This is a genomic window from Blastococcus sp. CT_GayMR20, assembly GCF_004570345.1.
This window is the reverse complement of the sequence record NZ_SPQM01000040.1, coordinates 1-24,914: the sequence shown is the minus strand read 5'-3', so window position 1 is coordinate 24,914 and position 24,914 is coordinate 1. Positions and strand designations below refer to the sequence as shown.

The following is a 24,914-nucleotide window of genomic DNA, read 5'->3' as shown; positions in this document are numbered from 1 at the left end:
GTCGGTGGATTGGCCGGTACTCACAGTACGCGGTACTGTCGTTCACATGAAAGCCGAGGCGGTGAGACGCTCGTCGCACAAGATCGCGCAGGTGCGCGACCGCCGCGACTCGAGATGGGACGACCACCGTCGCGCGCGCCGGGAACAACTCGTCCAGGCGACACTCGCCGCCGTCAGCAGGCACGGCGCCGGCGTCGGCATGGAGGAGATCGCCGCCGAGGCCGGCACCAGCAAGACCGTGGTCTACCGCCACTTCGCCGACCGGAGCGAGCTGCACGTCGCCGTCTGCGGCCGGGTGGCCGAGCAGCTGCTGGCCAAGCTCCGCGAGGCGATGGAGAGCAGTGACGAGCCGCGGGAGATGGTGGCGGCCGCGATCACCACCTACCTGGCGTTCCTCGAGGCCGATCCCGAGCTCTACCGGTTCGTCGTCCAGCAGTCACCGGACCGGCCCGCCGCCGACCCGATCGACAACCTCTCGCACCTCGTCGGCGAGCAGGTGGCCGCCCTGATGACCGAGGCGCTCGAGCGCGCGGGCCAGGAGACGGCCGCCGCCGGGCCGTGGGGCCACGGCCTCGTCGGGCTCGTGCGCTCGGCCGCCGACTGGTGGCTGCGCGCAGAGCGCCCCATGATCCGCAGCGAACTCGCCGCGCACCTGACCGATCTGGCCTGGGCCGGCTTGTCCGGCGTCGTGCCCCCCGTACGTCCGAGCAAGGAGGAACTGTGACAACGAGCCTGCCCCCTTCGGTCGACCCGAAGGAGCTCCAGGAGGTCCTGGACGGCCGCTGGGCCCACGTGCGCCGCGACGCCCGCGAGAACCTGAACGACCGGGACTTCCTGCCGGTGTACGGCGAGTCCATGCAGGACGCCCGCGACCGGGTCACCCGGGCGGCGAAGAAGCTCGCCGACTCGGGCCGGGTCGGGTACGGGTTCCCCAAGCAGTACGGCGGCGAGGACGACTCCGGCGGCTCCGTCACCTCGATCGAGATGCTCGCGTTCGGCGACCTGTCGCTGATGGTCAAGGCCGGCGTGCAGTGGGGGCTGTTCGGCGGCGCGCTGCAGCTCCTCGGCAGCCAGCGGCAGCACGACAAGTACCTGCGCGACGTCATGACCTTCGACCTGCCCGGCTGCTTCGCCATGACCGAGACCGGCCACGGCTCCGACGTCCAGCAGCTGCGGACGACGTGCACCTACGACCCCGAGACGCAGTGCTTCGACCTGCACACCCCGCACCAGGCCGCCCGCAAGGACTACATCGGCAACGCGGCCAAGGACGGCCGCATGGCGGTCGTCTTCGCCCAGCTGATCACCCAGGGCAAGAACCACGGCGTGCACGCATGGCTGGTGCCGATCCGCAACGAGGACGGCACGCCGTGCCCCGGCGTCACGATCGGGGACGACGGCGCGAAGGCGGGCCTCAACGGCGTCGACAACGGGCGGCTGACGTTCGACCACGTGCAGGTCCCCCGCGACATGCTGCTCGACCGCTACGGCCAGGTCGCCGAGGACGGCACCTACACGAGCCTCATCGAGAACGAGACCCGCCGCTTCTTCACCATGCTCGGCACCCTCGTGCGCGGGCGGGTCAGCGTCGGTGGCTCCGCCGCGTCGGCGACCAAGCTGGCCCTCGACATCGCCGTCCGGTACGGCAACGTCCGGCGCCAGTTCGCCGCGCCGGGCGAGGAGCGCGAGATCGTCATCAACGACTACCTCGTCCACCAGCGCAAGCTCCTCCCCGCGCTGGCGACCACGTACGGCCTGCACTTCGCGCAGGGCCGGCTCGTCGAGGACATGCACGACATCCAGACGGCCGTCCACACCCACGGCCAGGACATCGACGAGGAGGCACAGCGGGAGCTGGAGTCCCGCGCGGCCGGGCTCAAGGTCGCCCAGACCTGGCACGCCACCCGCACCATCCAGATGTGCCGCGAGGCGTGCGGCGGTGCGGGCTACCTGCAGGAGAACCGGCTGCCGCACCTCAAGGCCGACACCGACGTGTTCACCACCTTCGAGGGCGACAACACCGTCCTGCTGCAGCTGGTGGCCAAGGGCCTGCTCACCGGCTACCGCGACACGTTCGGCTCCCTCGACGGCTGGGGCCGGATCGGCTTCATCGCCGACATGGTGCGGGAGACGGTGCTGGAGCGGACGGCGGCCCGCGCGCTGATCGCCCGCCTCATCGACGCCGTCCCCGGCCGGGACGACGAGGTGCCGATGCTCGACCGCGGCTGGCAGCTGAAGATGTTCGAGTTCCGGGAGAAGCACGCGCTCGAGGGCGCGATCCGGCGGCTGCGGAAGAACTCGACCACCCAGGGCATGGCGCCGTTCGACATGTTCAACGACGTCCAGGACCACGTCCTCAAGACTGCGCAGTCGCACATCGACCGCGTCGTGCTCGAGGCCTTCGTCGCCGGCGTCGACCGTACGACCGACCCCGACGCCCGGCGGCTCCTCGACACCCTCTGCGACCTCTACGCGCTGTCGACCATCGAGGCGGACAAGGCCTGGTTCATGGAGCACGGCCAGCTCACCGCGGCGCGCGCCAAGACCCTGACCGGGACCGTGAACCAGCTGCTCAAGGACCTGCGGCCGCACATCACCACGCTGGTCGACGCGTTCGCGATCCCCGCCGGGTGGAAGGCCGCGCAGATCCTCGAGGAGGAGGCCGACCGCCAGGAGGCCATGGCCGCGCGGGACGCCGAGGTGCGGTCGGAGGCGGAGGGCGACCAGGCCCCCGGCGACAGCGCCACCGACCTCGAGGTCGCCCCCGCCCAGTAGCAGAAGGACCCCCCTGCCCCCCGCCACTCGCAAGCTCGCGGCGGGACCCTGCAGGGGGGCCGGGGGTGGACGGGAGAATCGGCGTCCGTGGACATCCTGGTCGCCGCGGAGACGCTGCGGGTACCCGCGGCGGTGGACCTCGCCGCCATCGTCATCGGTGCGCTCACCGGCGGGCTGCTCGCCGCGCGCGAGGGGTTCGCCGTCTCCGGTGTGCTCTTGCTCGCCGTCAGCGGCGGCCTCGGCGGCGGGCTCATCCGCGACGTCTTCCTCGGCGACCTGCCCCCGGTCGCCCTCACCAACGAGGCCTACCTGCCGACGGTCGCGATCGCCGCCGGTGTCACCTTCTACTTCTCCGGCTGGCTCTCCCGGCTGACCGGCCTGCTGGTGGTCCTGGACGCCGTCACGCTGGGGTTCTTCACCGTGATCGGCGCGGGGAAGGCACAGTTGGCCGGGCTGCCCAGCGCCTCGGTCGTCTTCATCGGCACGCTGACCGCGGTGGGCGGCGCGGTCATCCGCGACGTCCTGCTCGCCCAGCGGGCCGACATCGTGCAGCCCGGCCCCTACAACGCCGTCGCCGCGCTCATCGGCGCGACGGCGCTGACCGTGCTCTCCGGGCCGCTCGGCCTCGACGCGCTGCCCGTCGCCGCCGCGGTCATCGTGCTCGTGGCGGCCCTGCGGGTGCTGTCGGTCTGGCGCGGCTGGTCGGCACCGGTCGCCGTGGACCTGCCAGGACGTGCCCGGGACCGGTGGGGCCGGCGCAAGCGGCCCTGACTCAACGGTCGGTGCCGGCCTCCGGGATCACGTCGGGGGACGGCTCGATGTTCGGCGGGACGACCTGCGGGCCGGCCTCCGGTGGGCGTGGTTCGTCCTGCGGGTGCAGCCGGACGGCGAGCAGCGCGACGTCGTCCTGGGCGTCGGGCAGGAACAGCCGTTTCAGCACCTCGTCGCAGAGGGCGTCGGCCGTGAAGCTCGCGCACTCGCGGACGACCTCGATCAGTTCGGCGATGCCGGTGTCGAGGTCGCGGTCCCGGCGCTCGACCAGACCGTCGGTGTAGAGCAGCACGGTCGAGCCGGCATCGAGGACGGTGACGTGCTCGTGCCGCGGCGTCTCCGGCGCGACCCCCAGCAGCAGCTCCGACTCCTCGTCGTCGAGGAGGGAGACCTTGCCCTCGGCGGTGAGCACGATCGGTGGCGGGTGCCCCGCGCTCGACCAGCGGAACCGGACACGCCCCGCCCGCAGGTCGTCCTCGTCCTGCTCCAGGCGGGCGACGAGCGCGGTGGCCATCGTGTCGAGGGCGAGGCCCTCGATGGCGCGGTCGAGCTCGGTGAGCACCTCGGCGGGCGAGCCGCCACTGGAGTAGCCGATGCCGCGCAGCAGCCCGCGCACCTGCCCCATCGCCGCGGCGGCGCGGGTGTCGTGGCCGACGACGTCGCCGATCGCGACGACCGTCGCGCCGCTGGGCTGCAGGAACGCGTCGTACCAGTCGCCGCCGATCTCGGCGCCGGCGGCGGCGGGCACGTAGCGGACGACGACCTCCGAGTGGTCCGGCTCCGGCGGGTCGGTGAGCATGCTGCGCTGCAACGCATCGGCGAGGGCCCGCTGCTGGCCGAAGAGCCGCGCGTGGTGCAGCGCCAGACCGGCCCGCAGGCCGATCTCGACGGCGGTGTCGACCTCCGCGGGACTGAGCGGCCCGCGGTCCTCCCGGCTGAACAGACCGAGCGCCCCCAGCGTCTGTCCCCGCGCCACCAGGGGGACGACGGTCCCCGAGCCGAGACCCAGGCGGGCCAGCGCCTCCCGCGCCGAGGGGTCGGGGAGGACCCGCTCGACCCGCGCCCAGTCGACGTCGGTCACCGTCAACGGCCGCCCGGTCGCCGTGACCACCCGGGCCGCGGCCTCGTCGGTCATGACCGCGAGCATCGAGCGCACGTAGGCCTCGACCTCCTCGCGCCGCGACGGGTCACGGTGGGACGCGGCCATGCCGTGCAGCCGGCCCTGCTCGTCCCGCACGACCAGCCAGCACCAGTCGGCCAGATCGGGGACGACGAGCTCGGCCAGTTCGCGGACCTGCTGGTCGATCTCCAGCGTTCCCGACAGGATGCGGCCCGCCTCCGCGAGCAGCTGGAGCCGCTGGTTCGCCTCCTGCATCGCGGTGACGGCCGTGGCGCGCTCGGCGTCGGCCTGCAGCCGGGAGACGCTCAGCGCGATCTGTGCGGCCAGGGCCTCCAGCACCTCGACGTCGTCCGCGGCGAAGGGGTGCTCGGTCCCCCACAGCGGGACGAACGCACCGAGGATCCGGCCCTCCACGCGCAGCGGGAGCGCGGCCACCGCGTGGATGCCCAGGACCTCCAGGCCTTCCCGCATGGCCGGGAACCTGGCCAGCGCCTCCGCACGGTCGGCCAACAGCACCCGGCGGCCGTGGATGGCGGCGTACTGGGTGGGCTGCCCCTCGTCCAGCTCGATCTCGAGGCCGGCCACGGGATAGTCGACGTGGCCCTGGATCTCGTCGGTGAGCCGGTTGGTCATGTGCAGCCGCAGCGGTCCGCCGTCCGGATCGAAGACGGCGAGCGCACTGGACTCCGCACCGAGCACCTGGGCGCCCCGCTGCGCGATCTCCGGCATGTCCTCCATCCGCGCGGCATTGGCCAGTTCGGCGGCCACCTCGGCGATGGCGGTCGCCCGCTCCATGGCCGACAGCCGCTGGGCGGCCTGCCGGCGCGTCTCGGTGACGTCGATGGTCGTGCCCAGCAGGCGCACGGGCTCGCCGCGGGAGTCGTTGATCACCCGACCACGGGCGACCATCCAGCGCAGGGTCCCGTCGATGGTCAGGGCGCGGAACTCGGCGGTGAACTGGCCGTGCTCGACCATCGCCCGCTGCATGGCATCGTGCAGCGGCCCGATGTCGTCAGGGTGCACGAACTCCGACTCCATGGCGTGCTCGTCCTGGAACTGAGCCGCACCGTCCAGCCCGAACAGGGCCGCACAGCGCTCGTCCCAGTCGATGACGCCGGTCCGGAAGTCGCGTTCCCAGGTGCCGATCGAGCTGGCCTCCAGGGCGATGTTGAGCCGGGTGACCGAGGTGCCGACAGCGGAGCGGGCGGCCGACAGCTCCAGCTCGGCCACGACCGAGTCCGCCAGCTGCTGGAGCAGTTCGGTCTCGTCGTCCGTCCAGTTCCGCGGCTCCGAGTCGTAGACGGCCAGCGCCCCGACGACGTGCCCGGACGCCGCGACGAGCGGCGAACCGAGGTAGGCGCGCACCTGCCCGGACGTCACCGCGGGCAGGTCGGCGACCCGCTCGTCCGCCCTCGCGTCGGGGATGCTGAGGGCCCGGCCCTGCCGGACGACGATCGCCGACAGTGCTCCGGTCAGGAGCGCCGGCCCGCCGATCACACCCGGCGGAAGGCCGTATCCGCCGACGACGGTGTCCTGGTCGGTGAAGAGGGTGACCTTGGCGTGCCCGGCATCGACGATCCGGGACGCGAGGGAGGAGAGCCGGTCGAAGGCGGCGTGCCCGGGCACCTCGAGGATCAGGCGGCGCGCCGCCGCGATCCGCTGGGGGTCCAGGAGTGCGTCCTCCTGGGCGGAGGGCGCATCAGGCGTGACCACGAGGCCCCCTCTCCCGGTCCGCGAGCGGCCGATCCGCGCCCGTCGCGGTACATGCTGGCACGCCGCCGTCCCCGGGCCACGCCGCCCGGGCGGGATCGGTGCCCCGGAGGCCCATGGGCGGTCCCCCTGGAGGGTGATTCCGAGCCCGCGGGTCAAGGGAACGGCCCCGCCACCCGATAGGACGAGCATGCTGGGCACGCGTACGGCCGGCCTGCCGGACTGCCGTCCGCTGCTCGCCGACCCGGACGACCTGACGCTGGCCTTCCAGCCGATCGTCGACCTCGCGGGCGCCACCGTGGCCGGCTACGAGGCGCTCGCCCGCTTCCCGGGCTCGGCCGGTCCCGACGTCTGGTTCGCCGCCGCGGCCGAGGCCGGCGTCGCCGCCGAGCTCGAGGCGCTGGCGATCCACAAGGCACTGGCCGCCGTCCCCGCGCTGCCGCCGAACACGTTCCTGACCGTCAACGTCAGCCCCCATCTGCTCGGCGCCGCGCCGGTCCGGGCGGCCCTGGCCACCCGTCCCGCCCTGCACCGTGTCGTGGTCGAGCTGACGGAGCACACCCCCGTCGACGACCTCGACGCCCTGCGCCGGCAGACCGACGAGCTGCGCGCCCGCGGCGCCCTGATCGCCCTCGACGACGCCGGCAGCGGCTACTCCGGTCTCCAGCAGCTCGCGGTCCTCCGGCCCCAGATCGTGAAGCTGGACCGGGCGCTGGTCAGCGACGCCGACACCGACCCGGTGCGGGTGGCGCTGGCGGAGATGCTGGGCGAGTTCGCCGGCCGCATCGACGCGTGGCTGCTCGCCGAGGGCGTCGAGACCGCCGCCGAACTCGCCGCCTTCACCCAGCTCGGGGTGCCGCTGGCGCAGGGCTGGCTGCTCGGCCGGCCCGGGCCCGGCTTCGCCCCCCTCGCTCCCGAGGCCACGCGCCTCGTGCGCGCACAGGTCGCCCGCGCGACGCTGACCGACAGCGTGCTCAGCCTCGTCCGGCCGGTCCGTCAGGCCACGCTCGGCGAGGAGGTCCCGGTCGTCGGGTGCACGCGCAGCGACACGGGTGCGGTGTAGACCTCCGCCGTCCGTGGGTCGCCGAGCAGCAGGGCGACCGGCTCGTCCTGCGGGCCCACCAGGACGACCGGCGGGACGACCGGGACCTCCTCGCCGAGCGTGGCCTGACGGACCGGCCGGACGAGGCTGAGCACGCTGTCGGTCAGCGTCGCGCGGGCGACCTGTGCGCGCACGAGGCGCGTGGCCTCGGGAGCGAGGGGGGCGAAGCCGGGCCCGGGCCGGCCGAGCAGCCAGCCCTGCGCCAGCGGCACCCCGAGCTGGGTGAAGGCGGCGAGTTCGGCGGCGGTCTCGACGCCCTCGGCGAGCAGCCACGCGTCGATGCGGCCGGCGAACTCGCCCAGCATCTCCGCCAGCGCCACCCGCACCGGGTCGGTGTCGGCGTCGCTGACCAGCGCCCGGTCCAGCTTCACGATCTGGGGCCGGAGGACCGCGAGCTGCTGGAGACCGGAGTAGCCGCTGCCGGCGTCGTCGAGGGCGATCAGGGCGCCGCGGGCGCGCAGCTCGTCGGTCTGCCGGCGCAGGGCGTCGAGGTCGTCGACGGGGGTGTGCTCCGTCAGCTCGACCACGACACGGTGCAGGGCGGGACGGGTGGCCAGGGCCGCCCGGACCGGCGCGGCGCCGAGCAGATGGGGGCTGACGTTGACGGTCAGGAACGTGTTCGGCGGCAGCGCGGGGACGGCGGCCAGTGCCTTGTGGATCGCCAGCGCCTCGAGCTCGGCGGCGACGCCGGCCTCGGCCGCGGCGGCGAACCAGACGTCGGGACCGGCCGAGCCCGGGAAGCGGGCGAGCGCCTCGTAGCCGGCCACGGTGGCGCCCGCGAGGTCGACGATCGGCTGGAAGGCCAGCGTCAGGTCGTCCGGGTCGGCGAGCAGCGGACGGCAGTCCGGCAGGCCGGCCGTACGCGTGCCCAGCATGCTCGTCCTATCGGGTGGCGGGGCCGTTCCCTTGACCCGCGGGCTCGGAATCACCCTCCAGGGGGACCGCCCATGGGCCTCCGGGGCACCGATCCCGCCCGGGCGGCGTGGCCCGGGGACGGCGGCGTGCCAGCATGTACCGCGACGGGCGCGGATCGGCCGCTCGCGGACCGGGAGAGGGGGCCTCGTGGTCACGCCTGATGCGCCCTCCGCCCAGGAGGACGCACTCCTGGACCCCCAGCGGATCGCGGCGGCGCGCCGCCTGATCCTCGAGGTGCCCGGGCACGCCGCCTTCGACCGGCTCTCCTCCCTCGCGTCCCGGATCGTCGATGCCGGGCACGCCAAGGTCACCCTCTTCACCGACCAGGACACCGTCGTCGGCGGATACGGCCTTCCGCCGGGTGTGATCGGCGGGCCGGCGCTCCTGACCGGAGCACTGTCGGCGATCGTCGTCCGGCAGGGCCGGGCCCTCAGCATCCCCGACGCGAGGGCGGACGAGCGGGTCGCCGACCTGCCCGCGGTGACGTCCGGGCAGGTGCGCGCCTACCTCGGTTCGCCGCTCGTCGCGGCGTCCGGGCACGTCGTCGGGGCGCTGGCCGTCTACGACTCGGAGCCGCGGAACTGGACGGACGACGAGACCGAACTGCTCCAGCAGCTGGCGGACTCGGTCGTGGCCGAGCTGGAGCTGTCGGCCGCCCGCTCCGCTGTCGGCACCTCGGTCACCCGGCTCAACATCGCCCTGGAGGCCAGCTCGATCGGCACCTGGGAACGCGACTTCCGGACCGGCGTCATCGACTGGGACGAGCGCTGTGCGGCCCTGTTCGGGCTGGACGGTGCGGCTCAGTTCCAGGACGAGCACGCCATGGAGTCGGAGTTCGTGCACCCTGACGACATCGGGCCGCTGCACGATGCCATGCAGCGGGCGATGGTCGAGCACGGCCAGTTCACCGCCGAGTTCCGCGCCCTGACCATCGACGGGACCCTGCGCTGGATGGTCGCCCGTGGTCGGGTGATCAACGACTCCCGCGGCGAGCCCGTGCGCCTGCTGGGCACGACCATCGACGTCACCGAGACGCGCCGGCAGGCCGCCCAGCGGCTGTCGGCCATGGAGCGGGCGACCGCCATCGCCGAGGTGGCCGCCGAACTGGCCAATGCCGCGCGGATGGAGGACATGCCGGAGATCGCGCAGCGGGGCGCCCAGGTGCTCGGTGCGGAGTCCAGTGCGCTCGCCGTCTTCGATCCGGACGGCGGACCGCTGCGGCTGCACATGACCAACCGGCTCACCGACGAGATCCAGGGCCACGTCGACTATCCCGTGGCCGGCCTCGAGATCGAGCTGGACGAGGGGCAGCCCACCCAGTACGCCGCCATCCACGGCCGCCGGGTGCTGTTGGCCGACCGTGCGGAGGCGCTGGCCAGGTTCCCGGCCATGCGGGAAGGCCTGGAGGTCCTGGGCATCCACGCGGTGGCCGCGCTCCCGCTGCGCGTGGAGGGCCGGATCCTCGGTGCGTTCGTCCCGCTGTGGGGGACCGAGCACCCCTTCGCCGCGGACGACGTCGAGGTGCTGGAGGCCCTGGCCGCACAGATCGCGCTGAGCGTCTCCCGGCTGCAGGCCGACGCCGAGCGCGCCACGGCCGTCACCGCGATGCAGGAGGCGAACCAGCGGCTCCAGCTGCTCGCGGAGGCGGGCCGCATCCTGTCGGGAACGCTGGAGATCGACCAGCAGGTCCGCGAACTGGCCGAGCTCGTCGTCCCCGATCTGGCCGACTGGTGCTGGCTGGTCGTGCGGGACGAGCAGGGCCGGCTGCACGGCATGGCCGCGTCCCACCGTGACCCGTCGCGGCGCGAGGAGGTCGAGGCCTACGTGCGCTCGATGCTCGCGGTCATGACCGACGAGGCCGCGGCCCGGGTGGTCACGGCGACCGGGCGGCCGTTGACGGTGACCGACGTCGACTGGGCGCGGGTCGAGCGGGTCCTCCCCGACCCCTCGGCGCGGGAGGCGCTGGCCCGCCTGGGTCTCGGCTCGGGGACCGTCGTCCCCCTGGTGGCGCGGGGACAGACGCTGGGGGCGCTCGGTCTGTTCAGCCGGGAGGACCGCGGGCCGCTCAGTCCCGCGGAGGTCGACACCGCCGTCGAGATCGGCCTGCGGGCCGGTCTGGCGCTGCACCACGCGCGGCTCTTCGGCCAGCAGCGGGCCCTCGCCGATGCGTTGCAGCGCAGCATGCTCACCGACCCGCCGGAGCCGGACCACTCGGAGGTCGTCGTCCGCTACGTGCCCGCCGCCGCCGGCGCCGAGATCGGCGGCGACTGGTACGACGCGTTCCTGCAGCCCAGCGGCGCGACGGTCGTCGCGATCGGCGACGTCGTCGGCCACGACACCCGCGCCGCCGCGGCGATGGGGCAGGTGCGCGGGCTGCTGCGCGGCATCGGCTACTCCAGTGGCGGCTCGCCCGCCGAGGTGCTCACCGAGCTCGACCGCGCCATCGAGGGCCTCGCCCTCGACACGATGGCCACCGCGCTCGTCGCCCGCCTGGAGCAGGACGAGGACGACCTGCGGGCGGGGCGTGTCCGGTTCCGCTGGTCGAGCGCGGGGCACCCGCCACCGATCGTGCTCACCGCCGAGGGCAAGGTCTCCCTCCTCGACGACGAGGAGTCGGAGCTGCTGCTGGGGGTCGCGCCGGAGACGCCGCGGCACGAGCACGTCACCGTCCTCGATGCCGGCTCGACCGTGCTGCTCTACACCGACGGTCTGGTCGAGCGCCGGGACCGCGACCTCGACACCGGCATCGCCGAACTGATCGAGGTCGTCCGCGAGTGCGCGAGCTTCACGGCCGACGCCCTCTGCGACGAGGTGCTGAAACGGCTGTTCCTGCCCGACGCCCAGGACGACGTCGCGCTGCTCGCCGTCCGGCTGCACCCGCAGGACGAACCACGCCCACCGGAGGCCGGCCCGCAGGTCGTCCCGCCGAACATCGAGCCGTCCCCCGACGTGATCCCGGAGGCCGGCACCGACCGTTGAGTCAGGGCCGCTTGCGCCGGCCCCACCGGTCCCGGGCACGTCCTGGCAGGTCCACGGCGACCGGTGCCGACCAGCCGCGCCAGACCGACAGCACCCGCAGGGCCGCCACGAGCACGATGACCGCGGCGGCGACGGGCAGCGCGTCGAGGCCGAGCGGCCCGGAGAGCACGGTCAGCGCCGTCGCGCCGATGAGCGCGGCGACGGCGTTGTAGGGGCCGGGCTGCACGATGTCGGCCCGCTGGGCGAGCAGGACGTCGCGGATGACCGCGCCGCCCACCGCGGTCAGCGTGCCGATGAAGACGACCGAGGCGCTGGGCAGCCCGGCCAACTGTGCCTTCCCCGCGCCGATCACGGTGAAGAACCCCAGCGTGACGGCGTCCAGGACCACCAGCAGGCCGGTCAGCCGGGAGAGCCAGCCGGAGAAGTAGAAGGTGACACCGGCGGCGATCGCGACCGTCGGCAGGTAGGCCTCGTTGGTGAGGGCGACCGGGGGCAGGTCGCCGAGGAAGACGTCGCGGATGAGCCCGCCGCCGAGGCCGCCGCTGACGGCGAGCAAGAGCACACCGGAGACGGCGAACCCCTCGCGCGCGGCGAGCAGCCCGCCGGTGAGCGCACCGATGACGATGGCGGCGAGGTCCACCGCCGCGGGTACCCGCAGCGTCTCCGCGGCGACCAGGATGTCCACGGACGCCGATTCTCCCGTCCACCCCCGGCCCCCCTGCAGGGTCCCGCCGCGAGCTTGCGAGTGGCGGGGGGCAGGGGGGTCCTTCTGCTACTGGGCGGGGGCGACCTCGAGGTCGGTGGCGCTGTCGCCGGGGGCCTGGTCGCCCTCCGCCTCCGACCGCACCTCGGCGTCCCGCGCGGCCATGGCCTCCTGGCGGTCGGCCTCCTCCTCGAGGATCTGCGCGGCCTTCCACCCGGCGGGGATCGCGAACGCGTCGACCAGCGTGGTGATGTGCGGCCGCAGGTCCTTGAGCAGCTGGTTCACGGTCCCGGTCAGGGTCTTGGCGCGCGCCGCGGTGAGCTGGCCGTGCTCCATGAACCAGGCCTTGTCCGCCTCGATGGTCGACAGCGCGTAGAGGTCGCAGAGGGTGTCGAGGAGCCGCCGGGCGTCGGGGTCGGTCGTACGGTCGACGCCGGCGACGAAGGCCTCGAGCACGACGCGGTCGATGTGCGACTGCGCAGTCTTGAGGACGTGGTCCTGGACGTCGTTGAACATGTCGAACGGCGCCATGCCCTGGGTGGTCGAGTTCTTCCGCAGCCGCCGGATCGCGCCCTCGAGCGCGTGCTTCTCCCGGAACTCGAACATCTTCAGCTGCCAGCCGCGGTCGAGCATCGGCACCTCGTCGTCCCGGCCGGGGACGGCGTCGATGAGGCGGGCGATCAGCGCGCGGGCCGCCGTCCGCTCCAGCACCGTCTCCCGCACCATGTCGGCGATGAAGCCGATCCGGCCCCAGCCGTCGAGGGAGCCGAACGTGTCGCGGTAGCCGGTGAGCAGGCCCTTGGCCACCAGCTGCAGCAGGACGGTGTTGTCGCCCTCGAAGGTGGTGAACACGTCGGTGTCGGCCTTGAGGTGCGGCAGCCGGTTCTCCTGCAGGTAGCCCGCACCGCCGCACGCCTCGCGGCACATCTGGATGGTGCGGGTGGCGTGCCAGGTCTGGGCGACCTTGAGCCCGGCCGCGCGGGACTCCAGCTCCCGCTGTGCCTCCTCGTCGATGTCCTGGCCGTGGGTGTGGACGGCCGTCTGGATGTCGTGCATGTCCTCGACGAGCCGGCCCTGCGCGAAGTGCAGGCCGTACGTGGTCGCCAGCGCGGGGAGGAGCTTGCGCTGGTGGACGAGGTAGTCGTTGATGACGATCTCGCGCTCCTCGCCCGGCGCGGCGAACTGGCGCCGGACGTTGCCGTACCGGACGGCGATGTCGAGGGCCAGCTTGGTCGCCGACGCGGCGGAGCCACCGACGCTGACCCGCCCGCGCACGAGGGTGCCGAGCATGGTGAAGAAGCGGCGGGTCTCGTTCTCGATGAGGCTCGTGTAGGTGCCGTCCTCGGCGACCTGGCCGTAGCGGTCGAGCAGCATGTCGCGGGGGACCTGCACGTGGTCGAACGTCAGCCGCCCGTTGTCGACGCCGTTGAGGCCCGCCTTCGCGCCGTCGTCCCCGATCGTGACGCCGGGGCACGGCGTGCCGTCCTCGTTGCGGATCGGCACCAGCCATGCGTGCACGCCGTGGTTCTTGCCCTGGGTGATCAGCTGGGCGAAGACGACCGCCATGCGGCCGTCCTTGGCCGCGTTGCCGATGTAGTCCTTGCGGGCGGCCTGGTGCGGGGTGTGCAGGTCGAAGCACTGCGTCTCGGGGTCGTAGGTGCACGTCGTCCGCAGCTGCTGGACGTCGGAGCCGTGGCCGGTCTCGGTCATGGCGAAGCAGCCGGGCAGGTCGAAGGTCATGACGTCGCGCAGGTACTTGTCGTGCTGCCGCTGGCTGCCGAGGAGCTGCAGCGCGCCGCCGAACAGCCCCCACTGCACGCCGGCCTTGACCATCAGCGACAGGTCGCCGAACGCGAGCATCTCGATCGAGGTGACGGAGCCGCCGGAGTCGTCCTCGCCGCCGTACTGCTTGGGGAACCCGTACCCGACCCGGCCCGAGTCGGCGAGCTTCTTCGCCGCCCGGGTGACCCGGTCGCGGGCGTCCTGCATGGACTCGCCGTACACCGGCAGGAAGTCCCGGTCGTTCAGGTTCTCGCGGGCGTCGCGGCGCACGTGGGCCCAGCGGCCGTCCAGGACCTCCTGGAGCTCCTTCGGGTCGACCGAAGGGGGCAGGCTCGTTGTCACAGTTCCTCCTTGCTCGGACGTACGGGGGGCACGACGCCGGACAAGCCGGCCCAGGCCAGATCGGTCAGGTGCGCGGCGAGTTCGCTGCGGATCATGGGGCGCTCTGCGCGCAGCCACCAGTCGGCGGCCGAGCGCACGAGCCCGACGAGGCCGTGGCCCCACGGCCCGGCGGCGGCCGTCTCCTGGCCCGCGCGCTCGAGCGCCTCGGTCATCAGGGCGGCCACCTGCTCGCCGACGAGGTGCGAGAGGTTGTCGATCGGGTCGGCGGCGGGCCGGTCCGGTGACTGCTGGACGACGAACCGGTAGAGCTCGGGATCGGCCTCGAGGAACGCCAGGTAGGTGGTGATCGCGGCCGCCACCATCTCCCGCGGCTCGTCACTGCTCTCCATCGCCTCGCGGAGCTTGGCCAGCAGCTGCTCGGCCACCCGGCCGCAGACGGCGACGTGCAGCTCGCTCCGGTCGGCGAAGTGGCGGTAGACCACGGTCTTGCTGGTGCCGGCCTCGGCGGCGATCTCCTCCATGCCGACGCCGGCGCCGTGCCTGCTGACGGCGGCGAGTGTCGCCTGGACGAGTTGTTCCCGGCGCGCGCGACGGTGGTCGTCCCATCTCGAGTCGCGGCGGTCGCGCACCTGCGCGATCTTGTGCGACGAGCGTCTCACCGCCTCGGCTTTCATGTGAACGACAGTACCGCGTACTGTGAGTACCGGCCAATCCACCGACCCTGGAGGTTCCGATGGCTCGCAAGGCCGCGATCGTCGGCGGGAACCGGATCCCGTTCGCCCGCTCCAACTCCGCGTACGCCCAGGCGTCCAACCAGGACATGCTGACCGCGACCCTCGACGGGCTGGTCGCGCGCTTCGGGCTCCGGGGCGCGCAGCTGGGTGAGGTCGTCGCCGGCGCCGTCCTGAAGCACTCCCGCGACTTCAACCTGACCCGCGAATCGGTGCTCGGCTCCAAGCTGTCGGCCACGACACCGGCCTACGACGTCCAGCAGGCCTGCGGCACCGGCCTCGAGGCCGCGATCCTGGTGGCGAACAAGATCGCGCTGGGGCAGATCGAGTCCGGCATCGCCGGCGGGGTCGACACGACGTCGGACGCGCCGCTCGCCGTCGGCGACGACCTGCGCCGCGTCCTGATCAGCCTGAACAACGCCAAGACGCTGCCGGACCGGCTCAAGGCGCTGACGAAGATCCGGCCCGGCCAGCTGGTGCCGGAGATCCCGCGCAATGCCGAGCCCCGCACCGGCCTGGCGATGGGCGACCACGCCGCCATCACCGCCAAGGAGTGGGAGATCGGCCGGGAGGAGCAGGACGAGCTCGCCGTCCGCTCGCACCACAACATGGCCGCCGCCTACGACCGCGGATTCTTCGACGACCTGGTGACGCCGTTCCTCGGCCTCACCCGGGACAACAACCTGCGGCCGGACTCCTCGATCGAACGACTTGCGAAGCTGGCTCCTGTTTTCGGCAAGGGGGAGGGCGCCACGATGACGGCCGCCAACTCCACGCCGCTGACCGACGGCGCCTCGACGGTGCTGCTGGCCTCCGACGAGTGGGCCGCCGAGAACGGCCTGCCGGTGCTCGCCCACCTGGTCGACGCGCAGACCGCCGCCGTCGACTACGTGCACGGCGGCGAGGGGCTGCTGATGGCCCCCGTCTACGCGATGCCGGTGATGCTGGCCCGCAACGGCCTGTCGCTGCAGGATTTCGACTTCTACGAGATCCACGAGGCGTTCGCGTCGACCGTGCTCTCGACCCTGAAGGCGTGGGAGGACCCGGCGTTCTGCAAGGGCAAGCTCGGCCTGGACGCGCCGCTGGGCTCGATCGACCGGTCGAAGCTCAACGTCAACGGCTCGTCCCTGGCGGCCGGGCACCCGTTCGCCGCGACCGGCGGCCGGATCGTGGCCCAGCTGGCCAAGCAGTTGCACGAGGCGGGCCCGGGCAAGCGCGGCCTGATCTCGATCTGCGCCGCCGGCGGCCAGGGCGTCGTCGCCATCCTCGAGTCCTGACCCCCCTCGGAAGGAACCCGCACACGTGAGCGACTGGTACCGCGACTTCGCGAACTCCGGCTTCGGCACCACCATCACCAAGCAGCTCGGCCTGCCCCGCCCCGCGGTGCTGCGCCGCCACGAGCCCGGTCAGCCGCTGCTGCCGGGACCGGCGGTCATCGGCTCGGCGGGGGAGGGCCGGCTGCGCGACGCGCTGACCCAGCTCCTGCGCACCGAGGGCATCCACGTGCAGTCGCCGGTCACCGCCGACGGCGCCACGGACGGCGAGAAGCCGGCCGCGGTGATCCTCGACGCGACCGGTCTCCGGACGCCGGCCGACCTGGCCGGCGCGCACGACTTCCTGGCCCCCGCGGTGAAGCGGCTGCGCGCCACCGGACGGGTGCTGATCCTCGCCGACCCGCCGTCGGACGCCGACTCCCCGGCCCAGGCGGCCGCCCGCCAGGCGCTGGACGGACTGGTCCGCTCCATCGGCAAGGAGCTGCTGAACGGCTCGACGGCGAACCTCGTCTTCGTGCCCGAGGGCGCCGAGGACGCGATCGCGTCGCCGGTGCGCTTCTTCCTCTCCGGCCGCTCGGCCTACGTCGACGGCCAGGTGGTCACACTGTCGGCTGCCGACCAGCCCGGCAGCGAGGACGGCGACCAGCCGCTGGCCGGCAAGGTCGCCGTCGTCACCGGTGCCGCCCGCGGCATCGGCGCAGCGATCGCGAAGGTCATGGCCCGGGACGGCGCCCACGTCGTCGCCGTGGACATCCCGGCGGCCGGCGACTCGCTGGCCGCCGTCGCCAACGAGATCGGCGGGACGGCGCTCCAGCTCGACATCACCGCGGACGACGCCCCCCAAAGGCTGGTCGAGCACCTGCGCGAGCGGCACGGCGGGGTCGACATCGTCGTCCACAACGCCGGGATCACCCGGGACAAGCTGCTGGTCAACATGGACGCCGCCCGGTGGAACTCGGTGATGGCGGTGAACCTGCAGGCGCAGCTGGACATCACCCAGGCGCTGCTGGACGCCGAGGGCGTGCTCAACCAGCACGCCCGCGTGGTGTGCGTCAGCTCCCAGTCGGGCATCGCCGGCAACCGCGGGCAGACCAACTACGCGGCGTCCAAGGCCGGCGTCATCGGCATGGTGCGGGCCTGGGCGCCGGCGTTCGCCGAGCGGAAGGCGACCATCAACGCGGTCGCGCCGGGTTTCATCGTCACCGAGATGACGGCGAAGATGCCGCTGGGCACCCGCGAGGTCGGTTCCCGGCTGAACTCGCTGCAGCAGGGCGGGCTGCCGGTCGACGTCGCGGAGACGATCGCGTGGTTGTCGCAGCCGGGGAGCGCGGGGGTCAACGGCCAGACCGTGCGGGTCTGCGGCCAGTCGCTCCTGGGCGCCTGATGGCGACGCGGGTTCTGGAGTCCGCCCCGAACCTGGGGCAGCTCTACGCGAAGGCCGCCGTCACGGCGTGGGGCCGGGGCGGCGACCTGCCGGACGAGCACCTGGCCCGGAAGGGCGTCACCGTCGACCCGGCGCACCTGGCCGCCTACACGCGGGTGTGCCGGCTGCCGCTGAACGACGTCCTGCCGGCGACGTACCCGCACATGCTCACCTTCCCGCTGCAGATGGCGCTGATGAGCGACCGCGCGTTCCCGCTGGCACTGCCCGGCCTGGTCCACGTGCGCAACCGGATCGAGGTGCTGGGCCCGATCGGCTCCGACGCGCTGCTGGACCTGGAGGTGTGGGCGGAGAACTTCGCCACTCACCGCAGCGGCGCCGCCGTGGACCTGTGCGCGACGGTCTCCGCCGGCGGCCAGGAGGTGTGGCGCTCGCGGTCGACGTACCTGTCGCGGGGGGCGACGGCGCCCGAGGGTGCGCCGGAGGCCCACATCGAGGTGGCGGTCGGCGACCTCGAGCGGGTCTCGGCCACCTGGCGGGTCCCGGACGACGCCGGACGGCGGTACGCCAAGGTCTCCGGCGACGTGAACCCGATCCACCTGTCGGGTCTCACAGCGAAGGCGTTCGGCTTCAAGCGGGCGATCGCGCACGGCATGTGGGTGAAGGCCCGCGTGCTGGGAGCGCTGTCCGGGCGGCTGCCCGACGCGATCGACGTCGACGTCAGCTTCCGCAAGCCGCTGTTGCTCCCCAGCACGGTGACGTTGTCGACGGCGCAGGCGGGCGGTGGCTGGGACTTCGCCGTCCGCAACGAGAAGAGCGCGACCGAGCACGTCGTCGGGACCATCCGCCCCCACTGAGCGCGCCTGGTGCTCAGGACTGCGCGGTCGGCCACCCAGGACGGCGTGCGCAGGGTCCGCCCCGTCGTCAGCCCCTACCCGCGCGACGCTGACCGAGCACGCGCCGGGCGCCACCGGGAGCATCCGCTGGAGGTGCTCCTGTGTGGTCGGCCGTCGGTCCCCGAGCCGCCTGGGCCACCGAACCGGTTCGGTCTCCGATCACTGATCGCCAACGACCTTTGCGTATTCCTTGACGACTTCCCGGCCCCTCCCTACTGTCTGCACAAACGTTTGCTCTGAAGGGAGCTACCCATGCATGTCCCTCGATACTTCACGAGAGCGGTGACTCTGGTCGCCGCTCTCCTCGTCTCGACAGCGCTCGCCGCCTGCGGCGGAGCGGAGGCCTCCGGGGGCGGTGAGCAGAAGACGATCGCGTTCAGCCACGCGGCGTCGGAAGCCCCGATCGCCGTGGCCGTCACGGCCGCTGCCAAGGCGCGCGCCGAGGAGCTCGGCTACCGCTTCCTGTCGGACGACCCCCGCGGTGACACGGCCGTCCAGGTCAAGGACATCGAGAACTGGATCACGCAGGGGGTCGACGCGATCGTCGTGTTCCCCTTCGACCCGTCCACCGTGGCCGGCCTGCAGAAGCGCGCGCAGGACGCGGGTATCAAGTGGATCACGTACAGCGCGCAGATGCCCGACGCGGACGGCGCGGTGCTCTTCTCCCACGAGGCCTCCGGTGAGGTCATCGCCGAGTCCGTGACGCAGTGGATCTCCACCCAGGGCGGCAGGCCGGTCAAGGCTCTCCTGCTGACCGCGAGCGCGCTGACGTCCGTGGCGCCGCGCTGGGAGCTGCCTGGGGAAGCCATCGAGGCCGCCCCCAACGGGAGCGTCGTGGCCGAGCAGGATGCCCTCGATGAGGCCACGGGGCTGCGCGTCACCGAGGATGTCCTCCAGGCTCATCCTGACCTGCGCGTCGTCATCTCCATGAACGACGACAGTGCACTCGGTGCGCTCAAGGCGTTCCAGAACGCCGGCATCCCCGCCGCAGAGAGCTACATCGCGGGCCAGGACGGGAACGTCCGGGCACTCGAGGAGCTCCAGACGGACGGTCACTACAAGGCGACGGCGGCCCTGCGCGTGCAGACGCTCGGCCAGGACATCGCCAACATCGCCGACCGTGTCTTGAACGGCGAGTCCGACGTGGTGATCGAGCAGACACCCGTGCTTGCCTCGTTCGAGGACCAGGCCCTCGTCGCCGAGCTCCTGGACGAATGGAACTAGGCCCATCGGCTGCGCCGGCACTGGACGTCCGCGGGCTCGTCAAGAGCTTCGACGGACGTCCGGTGCTGGCCGGTGTCGATCTCACGGTCCGTGCCGGTGAGGTCCGTGCCCTCCTCGGGGCCAACGGAGCCGGGAAGTCGACCCTGATCAGCTGTCTCAGCGGTGCGAACATCCCCGATGGGGGCACGATCGCACTCAACGGCGTCATCCAGGCGATTCGCTCTCCGCGCGATTCGCTGAACGCCGGGTTGTCCGTGATCTACCAGCACTTCAGCGTCCACGACGGCATGTCGGTCGCGGACAACATCTTCCTCGGCTCGGAGCTGACCACCCGCGGGCGGCTGCGGAAGCGCGATGAGCTCCGGGCGGCCAGGCAGCTTCTCGACGGCTTCGATGTCCGCATCGACCCCCGTGTGCACGTCGGTGACCTCAGCGTCAGCGAGAAGCAGCTGGTCGAGATTGCCAAGGCGTTGCACCGCAGGCCGCATGTCCTCGTGCTCGACGAGCCCACCGCGGCGCTCGGCGAGCGGGAGGCGGCGGTTCTCCTGGACGAGGTCCGTCGTCTCGCCGACGTCCGTGGTGTCGGGGTCGTCTACGTGTCGCATCGCCTCGACGAGGTCTTCGCGATCGCCGACAGCATCACGGTGCTCCGCGACGGCGGAGTCGCCCTCGAAGGGCCACGCGCGTCCCTCCGGCGGGAGGACGTCATCGCTGCGATCTCGCCGCTCGCCGCCACTCCGTCGGCCGCGGTGCCAGAGGTGCGAAGGTCCGACCCCACGCGGCTGCTCCTGGAGACGCGCGGGCTGTCGGTCGGTGTCGTGGGGGGACTCGACCTCGACGTCGCGGCCGGCTCGTGCGTCGCCCTGTACGGGAACATGGACTCGGGGGCGTCCGACGTCCTCCGGGCGCTCAGCGGGGTCATCGCGCGCAGTGGCGGCGAGGTGCGCGTCGACGGCCAGGACTACCACCCGTCGACGCCGGTCCAGGCCATCAGGCGCGGGGTCGCCTTCGTCCCGGGCGAACGCAAGCAGGCCCTGCTGCCGGATCTCCCGGCGTCCGACAACGTGATGGTCGCGCGCCGTGCCCTCGGGTCGGCACCGTGGATGCGCAAGCGTGCACAGGAGGGTCGCGCGTTCGCCGAGCTGGCGGACGAGATGGTGCTGAGCCCGCGCCTCCCGACGTTGCCGGCGCGGTTCTTCTCCGGCGGGAACCAGCAGAAGATCCTCATCGGCCGATGGCTCCTCGCCCGACCCGGTATCAAGGTCCTGCTGCTGGACGAGCCCACCCAAGGTGTGGACATCGCAGCCAGGGCCGAGATCTGGAAACGAATCCGGCAGGCTCTCGCCGAGCGCGAGATCGCCGTCGTCTTCCGTTCGTCCGACCCGGACGAGGTGCTGCAGCTCGGTACGGACGTCGTCGTCCTCAGCCGGGGCACCGTGACCCTGCGCACGAGCGTCTCGGACGCACGTGCCGATCAACTGATCGCAGCGGCCCATGCCGCGGAACGCACGAAGGAGCCAGCAGGTGGCTGAACTGACAGCACGGGTCGCGATCAAGGCCCCCGATCTCAGAAGGGGCATGGCTACGAATGCGCTGCTCATCGCGTTCGCCGTCCTGGTCCTCTTCTTCTCGCTGAGCTCCGACGTGTTCTTCACCGTGGGCAACTTCCGCACCGTCCTGCTGCAGAGCGCCCTGACGCTGGTGATCGTGACGCCCTTCGCGCTACTGCTCATGGCCGGTTACGTGGACCTGTCCGTCGGCTCCACCGTGGGTCTCTCGGCCGTGGTCAGCGGTTGGACCATGCTGCAGGGCGTCGCCTGGCCGCTGGCGGCGCTCGTCGGAGTGCTGACCGGTCTGGTCGTGGGTCTCGTCCACTCGTGGCTGGTCGTCATCCGCGGGCTGTCGCCGATCATCGTCACCCTGGGCACGCTGTCGGCGGTCCGCGGCCTGTCGCAGATCGTGGCGCCGGACGCGCTGTACGGGTTCCCCGAGTCCTTCCTCGACTTCGGCACCGCCGGCGTGCTCGGGGTGCCGATCCTGGTCATCATCGCTGTCGTCGTCGTGACCGTCGGCGTCGTCATCCTCAACTGGACGGCTACCGGGAAGCACATCCTCGCCACGGGCGGTAACCCCGAGGCGGCGCGGGTCTCCGGTGTGAACATCACCCGGATCGGGATCTGGCTGTTCGTCATGACCGGGGCCGCCGCCGGACTGGGCGGCGTCATGCTCGCCGCCCGCGTGGGCAGTACCCCGGCCGCCACAGCCGGTCTCGGCCTGGAAATGGCGGTGCTCACCGCGGCGCTGCTGGGCGGCGTCGCCTTCACCGGTGGCCGCGGCACGATGCGGGGAGTCGTCCTCGGGGTGCTGTTCCTGGCACTGCTCCAGAACGGACTCACGATCCTCAACGTGCCGCCGTCGTGGTCGGTCGCGGCCCAGGGCACGGTGCTCGTCCTGGCGGCGTTCGCCGAGAAGCTGGCCGGCGCCCAGGCGGGGAAGGTCCGGAGCGCGGCAACTCCGGAGTGATACGTGGGCGCCCGGCCGGGCCGGTCGGGCGCCCACGGCGACCATCGAGAACGCAGAGGAGACAAGCAAGGGTGCCTGCTACGAACGCCGTCTACGGATACACCGACCGCCTGTCCTACGCGCCGGGCGACCGCGTGCGGGTGCACGTCAACGTCGACCGCCCGACGGCCGTGGACGTTCAGCTGGTCGAGCTGACCGGAGACGACGTGATCAGCGTCCCGTGGAGCGGTGCCGGAACTTTCGAGGCCCTGCCGCAGGAGCACTCCGTGGGCAGCTTCGCGGTGGTCGATCAGGCCTTCTCGCGGTCCGCCCACGACTTCACCTGCGGCATCTGGTTCTGGCCCACGGCGCCCGATCTGGCTGGCCGGCAGACGCTGCTGGCCGTCGACGGGGCCGACGGCCGCGGACTCGTCCTGGCTGTCGAGGGCGGCGACGTGGTCGCTGCCGTGGACGGTCCACAGGCGGTCTCCACGCAGGTCCGGGCGGGGGCAGCGCTCCGGTCCCGGACGTGGTACTTCGCCACGGTCGAGGTCACGCAGGGCAGCCTCACGGTGCGTGTGTCCGCGGTCGGGCCGAACCCCGTGACGTGCACGGGACACGGCGAGGCGGTCTCGCTACCCCACCTGGACGGCGCGCGGGTCAGCCTGGCGGGTGGGAAGGTGGCGCGCGTCGACCGGACGGACGGCGCCGTGCACGGCTCCGCGCGGGACCTCTTCAACGGCAAGCTCGAGGCGCCGTTCCTCGTCGCCGGCCGGCTGAGCTCCTCGGAACTGGCCAGGGCCGCATCCGGCGACACGACGGTGGCGGTCTCCGATGTCGCGCGCGTCCTCGGAGCCTGGGACTTCGCTCCCGCACGCCCGGGCAACGACATGACCGTGCGTGGCGTCGCGGGCTCGCCCGACGGGCTGCTGGTCAATCTGCCCGCGCGGGGCGTGACCGGAGTCGGTTGGTCGGGCAGCGTCACGAGCTTCGTGCACGCACCCGAGCAGTACGCCGCGGTGCACTTCCACGACGACGCCCTCAGCGACGTCGGCTGGTCGGCGCTGCTGGAGGCGAGCCTGCCTCACGACCTGCCCTCGGCGTTGTACGGCATCGTCCTGCGCGCGGAGGACCACACCGACGTCGTCCCGGTGACGCTGGTTCCGGCACCGGAGTCCGCACCTGCACCGATCCTCGTCGTGCTGCCGGTGTTCACCTACCTCGCCTACGCCAACGAGCACATGTTCGAGGGTGACGTCTCGGGGCTCCGAGCTGACATCCGTCTCGACCCGCGGGACGCCGTGCGGGTCGGGAGGCCCGAGTACGGCCTTTCGCAGTACGACCGCCACTCGGATGGCACTGGTGTCTTCTTCAGTTCCGCTGCGCGGGCCATTCTCACCATGCGCGCCGACTACGAGATGTGGCTGACCGAATCGGGCCGGGGCTATTCCGGCGACATGTACCTCCTGCGCTGGCTGCGTGGCGAGGGCTGCACGTTCGACGTCGTCACCGACCTCGAGGTGCACCAGCAGGGTCACGCCCTCCTGTCCCGTTACGCCGTCGTGGTCACCGGTGCGCACCCGGAGTACACCTCCGCCGAGATGAACGCGGGACTGCAGGCTTACCGTGACTCCGGCGGGAACCTGATGTACCTCGGCGGTAACGGCTTCTACCAGGCAACCGGTGTTCTCAGCGAGAGTCCGCTGATCACGGAGATCCGGCGCGGGAATGCCGGGGTGCGTGGCTGGGACTCCGAGCCCGGTGAGGTGACTCTGCTGAGCTCGGGAGAGCCGGCCGGTCTGTGGCGGCATCGCGGGCGCGCCCCGCAGGCTCTCGTCGGGGTGGGCTTCTGCGCCCAGGGCTGGGACCGCTCGTCCCCCTATCGGCGTTCGGCCGCGAGCTACGCCGACGACGTGAGCTGGATCTTCGACGGCGTCGAGGGCGACGTCTTCGGTTCGGTGGGTCTCGTCCGTGGCGGTGCAGCGGGTGATGAGATCGACCGCGCCGACACCACTCTGGGCACGCCGCCCGGGACGGTGGTGCTGGCCAGCTCCTTCGGGCACAGCGACGAGTACCAGCGGGCGATCGAGGAGCTGGGCATGAACCTGCCAGGTCTGGGCGGTGGGACGACGGATCCGGAGGTTCGCGCCGACGTGACCTACACGCCGGTTCCCGGTGGCGGTGCCGTCTTCTCGGTCGGCTCGATCGCCTGGACGGGTGCGCTGGTCGGCAAGGAGGCCGACCCGGGGGTCGTCGCTGTCACCAGGAACGTCCTGCGCAGGTTCGCGGCGGCGTCCGGTCGCGTTGTTCCCGCTGTCGACGAGACGAAGGTGGACTGACATGGCATCGGACGGGAAGACCAGTCACTCCGCCGTCGGTACCGACCGCGTCAAGCGCGGCATGGCCGAGCAGCTCAAGGGCGGGGTGATCATGGACGTCGTCACCCCGGAGCAGGCGAAGATCGCCGAGGACGCCGGCGCGGTCGCCGTGATGGCGCTGGAGCGGGTGCCCGCCGACATCCGCGCGCAGGGCGGCATCGCGCGGATGAGCGACCCCGACATGATCGAGGGGATCATCGGCGCGGTCTCGATCCCGGTGATGGCCAAGGCCCGGATCGGGCACTTCGTCGAGGCGCAGGTCCTGCAGAGCCTGGGCGTGGACTACATCGACGAGTCCGAGGTGCTCACCCCGGCCGACGAGGCGCACC

At 72.4% G+C, this 24,914-nt stretch carries 17 protein-coding genes and 1 pseudogene; 13 read left to right on the top strand and 5 right to left on the bottom strand.

Annotation, left to right across the window (positions count from 1 at the left end):
• The first annotated feature begins 46 nt into the window (after positions 1-46).
• The 3 genes from E4P40_RS11630 to E4P40_RS11620 all read left to right on the top strand — a co-directional run bounded on the left by E4P40_RS11630 (position 47) and on the right by E4P40_RS11620 (position 3,546).
• A complete protein-coding gene (locus E4P40_RS11630; RefSeq protein ID WP_135158785.1) occupies positions 47-724 on the top strand; it encodes a TetR family transcriptional regulator in 678 nt (225 codons plus the stop codon).
• Entirely contained in the window at positions 721-2,775 is a 2,055-nt protein-coding gene (locus E4P40_RS11625) for an acyl-CoA dehydrogenase (RefSeq protein WP_135158786.1), read from the top strand. Before E4P40_RS11630 ends, E4P40_RS11625 begins: the two co-directional genes overlap by 4 nt.
• A gap of 87 nt (positions 2,776-2,862) precedes the next feature.
• Entirely contained in the window at positions 2,863-3,546 is a 684-nt protein-coding gene (locus E4P40_RS11620; protein WP_135158787.1) for a TRIC cation channel family protein, read from the top strand.
• 1 nt (position 3,547) lies between these two features.
• Here E4P40_RS11620 and E4P40_RS11615 read toward each other — a convergent pair whose 3' ends face one another.
• Positions 3,548-6,379 (bottom strand): SpoIIE family protein phosphatase, encoded by a 2,832-nt coding sequence (locus E4P40_RS11615; protein ID WP_245160277.1) that lies wholly within the window; start codon positions 6,377-6,379, stop codon positions 3,548-3,550.
• 187 nt (positions 6,380-6,566) lie between these two features.
• On the opposite strand from E4P40_RS11615, the gene E4P40_RS11610 reads away from it, so the two are divergent.
• Positions 6,567-7,439 carry an EAL domain-containing protein gene (locus E4P40_RS11610; protein ID WP_135158790.1) on the top strand — a complete coding sequence of 291 codons (873 nt, stop codon included), beginning with the start codon at positions 6,567-6,569 and terminating at the stop codon, positions 7,437-7,439.
• On the opposite strand, the gene E4P40_RS11605 is transcribed toward E4P40_RS11610, so the two are convergent.
• Positions 7,373-8,353, bottom strand: coding sequence for an EAL domain-containing protein (locus E4P40_RS11605; protein WP_135158789.1), 981 nt, complete (start codon positions 8,351-8,353; stop codon positions 7,373-7,375). The two genes, E4P40_RS11610 and E4P40_RS11605, sit on opposite strands and share 67 nt — an antisense overlap.
• 187 nt (positions 8,354-8,540) lie before the next feature.
• Here E4P40_RS11605 and E4P40_RS11600 point away from each other — a divergent pair, with 187 nt between their 5' ends.
• Positions 8,541-11,372: a SpoIIE family protein phosphatase gene (locus E4P40_RS11600; RefSeq protein WP_245160277.1), complete on the top strand. Its 2,832-nt coding sequence runs from the start codon at positions 8,541-8,543 to the stop codon at positions 11,370-11,372.
• Position 11,373: 1 nt separating this feature from the next.
• Here E4P40_RS11600 and E4P40_RS11595 read toward each other — a convergent pair whose 3' ends face one another.
• The 3 genes from E4P40_RS11595 to E4P40_RS11585 form a co-directional block, all read right to left on the bottom strand.
• The gene (locus tag E4P40_RS11595; RefSeq protein WP_135158787.1) at positions 11,374-12,057 is read right to left on the bottom strand and encodes a TRIC cation channel family protein; all 684 of its coding nucleotides are present in this window, start codon (positions 12,055-12,057) and stop codon (positions 11,374-11,376) included.
• Between the two features lie 87 nt (positions 12,058-12,144).
• Positions 12,145-14,199, bottom strand: a complete 2,055-nt coding sequence (locus E4P40_RS11590; RefSeq protein ID WP_135158786.1) for an acyl-CoA dehydrogenase — start codon at positions 14,197-14,199, stop codon at positions 12,145-12,147.
• Positions 14,196-14,873 (bottom strand): TetR family transcriptional regulator, encoded by a 678-nt coding sequence (locus E4P40_RS11585; RefSeq protein WP_135158785.1) that lies wholly within the window; start codon positions 14,871-14,873, stop codon positions 14,196-14,198. The genes E4P40_RS11590 and E4P40_RS11585 overlap by 4 nt, the downstream gene beginning before the upstream one ends.
• A 59-nt stretch (positions 14,874-14,932) precedes the next feature.
• On the opposite strand from E4P40_RS11585, the gene E4P40_RS11580 reads away from it, so the two are divergent.
• The 8 genes and pseudogenes from E4P40_RS11580 to E4P40_RS11545 form a co-directional block, all read left to right on the top strand.
• Complete coding sequence (locus E4P40_RS11580) at positions 14,933-16,207, top strand: acetyl-CoA C-acetyltransferase (RefSeq protein WP_135158784.1); 1,275 nt, start codon at positions 14,933-14,935, stop codon at positions 16,205-16,207.
• Between the two features lie 25 nt (positions 16,208-16,232).
• Positions 16,233-17,588 (top strand): 3-oxoacyl-ACP reductase, encoded by a 1,356-nt coding sequence (locus tag E4P40_RS11575; protein WP_135158783.1) that lies wholly within the window; start codon positions 16,233-16,235, stop codon positions 17,586-17,588.
• On the top strand, positions 17,588-18,442 hold the full coding sequence (locus tag E4P40_RS11570) for a MaoC/PaaZ C-terminal domain-containing protein (protein WP_135158782.1): 855 nt from the start codon (positions 17,588-17,590) through the stop codon (positions 18,440-18,442). The genes E4P40_RS11575 and E4P40_RS11570 overlap by 1 nt, the downstream gene beginning before the upstream one ends.
• Positions 18,443-18,733: 291 nt before the next feature.
• The gene (locus E4P40_RS11565) at positions 18,734-19,705 is read left to right on the top strand and encodes a sugar ABC transporter substrate-binding protein (RefSeq protein ID WP_135158781.1); all 972 of its coding nucleotides are present in this window, start codon (positions 18,734-18,736) and stop codon (positions 19,703-19,705) included.
• Positions 19,696-21,237 carry a sugar ABC transporter ATP-binding protein gene (locus tag E4P40_RS11560; protein WP_135158780.1) on the top strand — a complete coding sequence of 514 codons (1,542 nt, stop codon included), beginning with the start codon at positions 19,696-19,698 and terminating at the stop codon, positions 21,235-21,237. The genes E4P40_RS11565 and E4P40_RS11560 overlap by 10 nt, the downstream gene beginning before the upstream one ends.
• Entirely contained in the window at positions 21,230-22,228 is a 999-nt protein-coding gene (locus E4P40_RS11555; RefSeq protein ID WP_167762191.1) for an ABC transporter permease, read from the top strand. The genes E4P40_RS11560 and E4P40_RS11555 overlap by 8 nt, the downstream gene beginning before the upstream one ends.
• Positions 22,229-22,299: 71 nt before the next feature.
• A complete protein-coding gene (locus tag E4P40_RS11550; protein WP_135158778.1) occupies positions 22,300-24,546 on the top strand; it encodes a N,N-dimethylformamidase beta subunit family domain-containing protein in 2,247 nt (748 codons plus the stop codon).
• A 1-nt stretch (position 24,547) separates the two neighbouring features.
• Positions 24,548-24,914: pseudogene (locus E4P40_RS11545) on the top strand (pyridoxal 5'-phosphate synthase lyase subunit PdxS); the annotation flags it as partial.

Coding starts and splice junctions, on each gene's coding strand:
- E4P40_RS11630 (WP_135158785.1), top strand. CDS start 47: ATGAAAGCCGAGGCGGTGAGACGCTCGTCGCACAAGATCGCGCAGGTG.
- E4P40_RS11610 (WP_135158790.1), top strand. CDS start 6,567: ATGCTGGGCACGCGTACGGCCGGCCTGCCGGACTGCCGTCCGCTGCTC.
- E4P40_RS11605 (WP_135158789.1), bottom strand. CDS start 8,353: ATGCTGGGCACGCGTACGGCCGGCCTGCCGGACTGCCGTCCGCTGCTC.
- E4P40_RS11585 (WP_135158785.1), bottom strand. CDS start 14,873: ATGAAAGCCGAGGCGGTGAGACGCTCGTCGCACAAGATCGCGCAGGTG.
- E4P40_RS11580 (WP_135158784.1), top strand. CDS start 14,933: ATGGCTCGCAAGGCCGCGATCGTCGGCGGGAACCGGATCCCGTTCGCC.
- E4P40_RS11570 (WP_135158782.1), top strand. CDS start 17,588: ATGGCGACGCGGGTTCTGGAGTCCGCCCCGAACCTGGGGCAGCTCTAC.
- E4P40_RS11565 (WP_135158781.1), top strand. CDS start 18,734: ATGCATGTCCCTCGATACTTCACGAGAGCGGTGACTCTGGTCGCCGCT.
- E4P40_RS11560 (WP_135158780.1), top strand. CDS start 19,696: ATGGAACTAGGCCCATCGGCTGCGCCGGCACTGGACGTCCGCGGGCTC.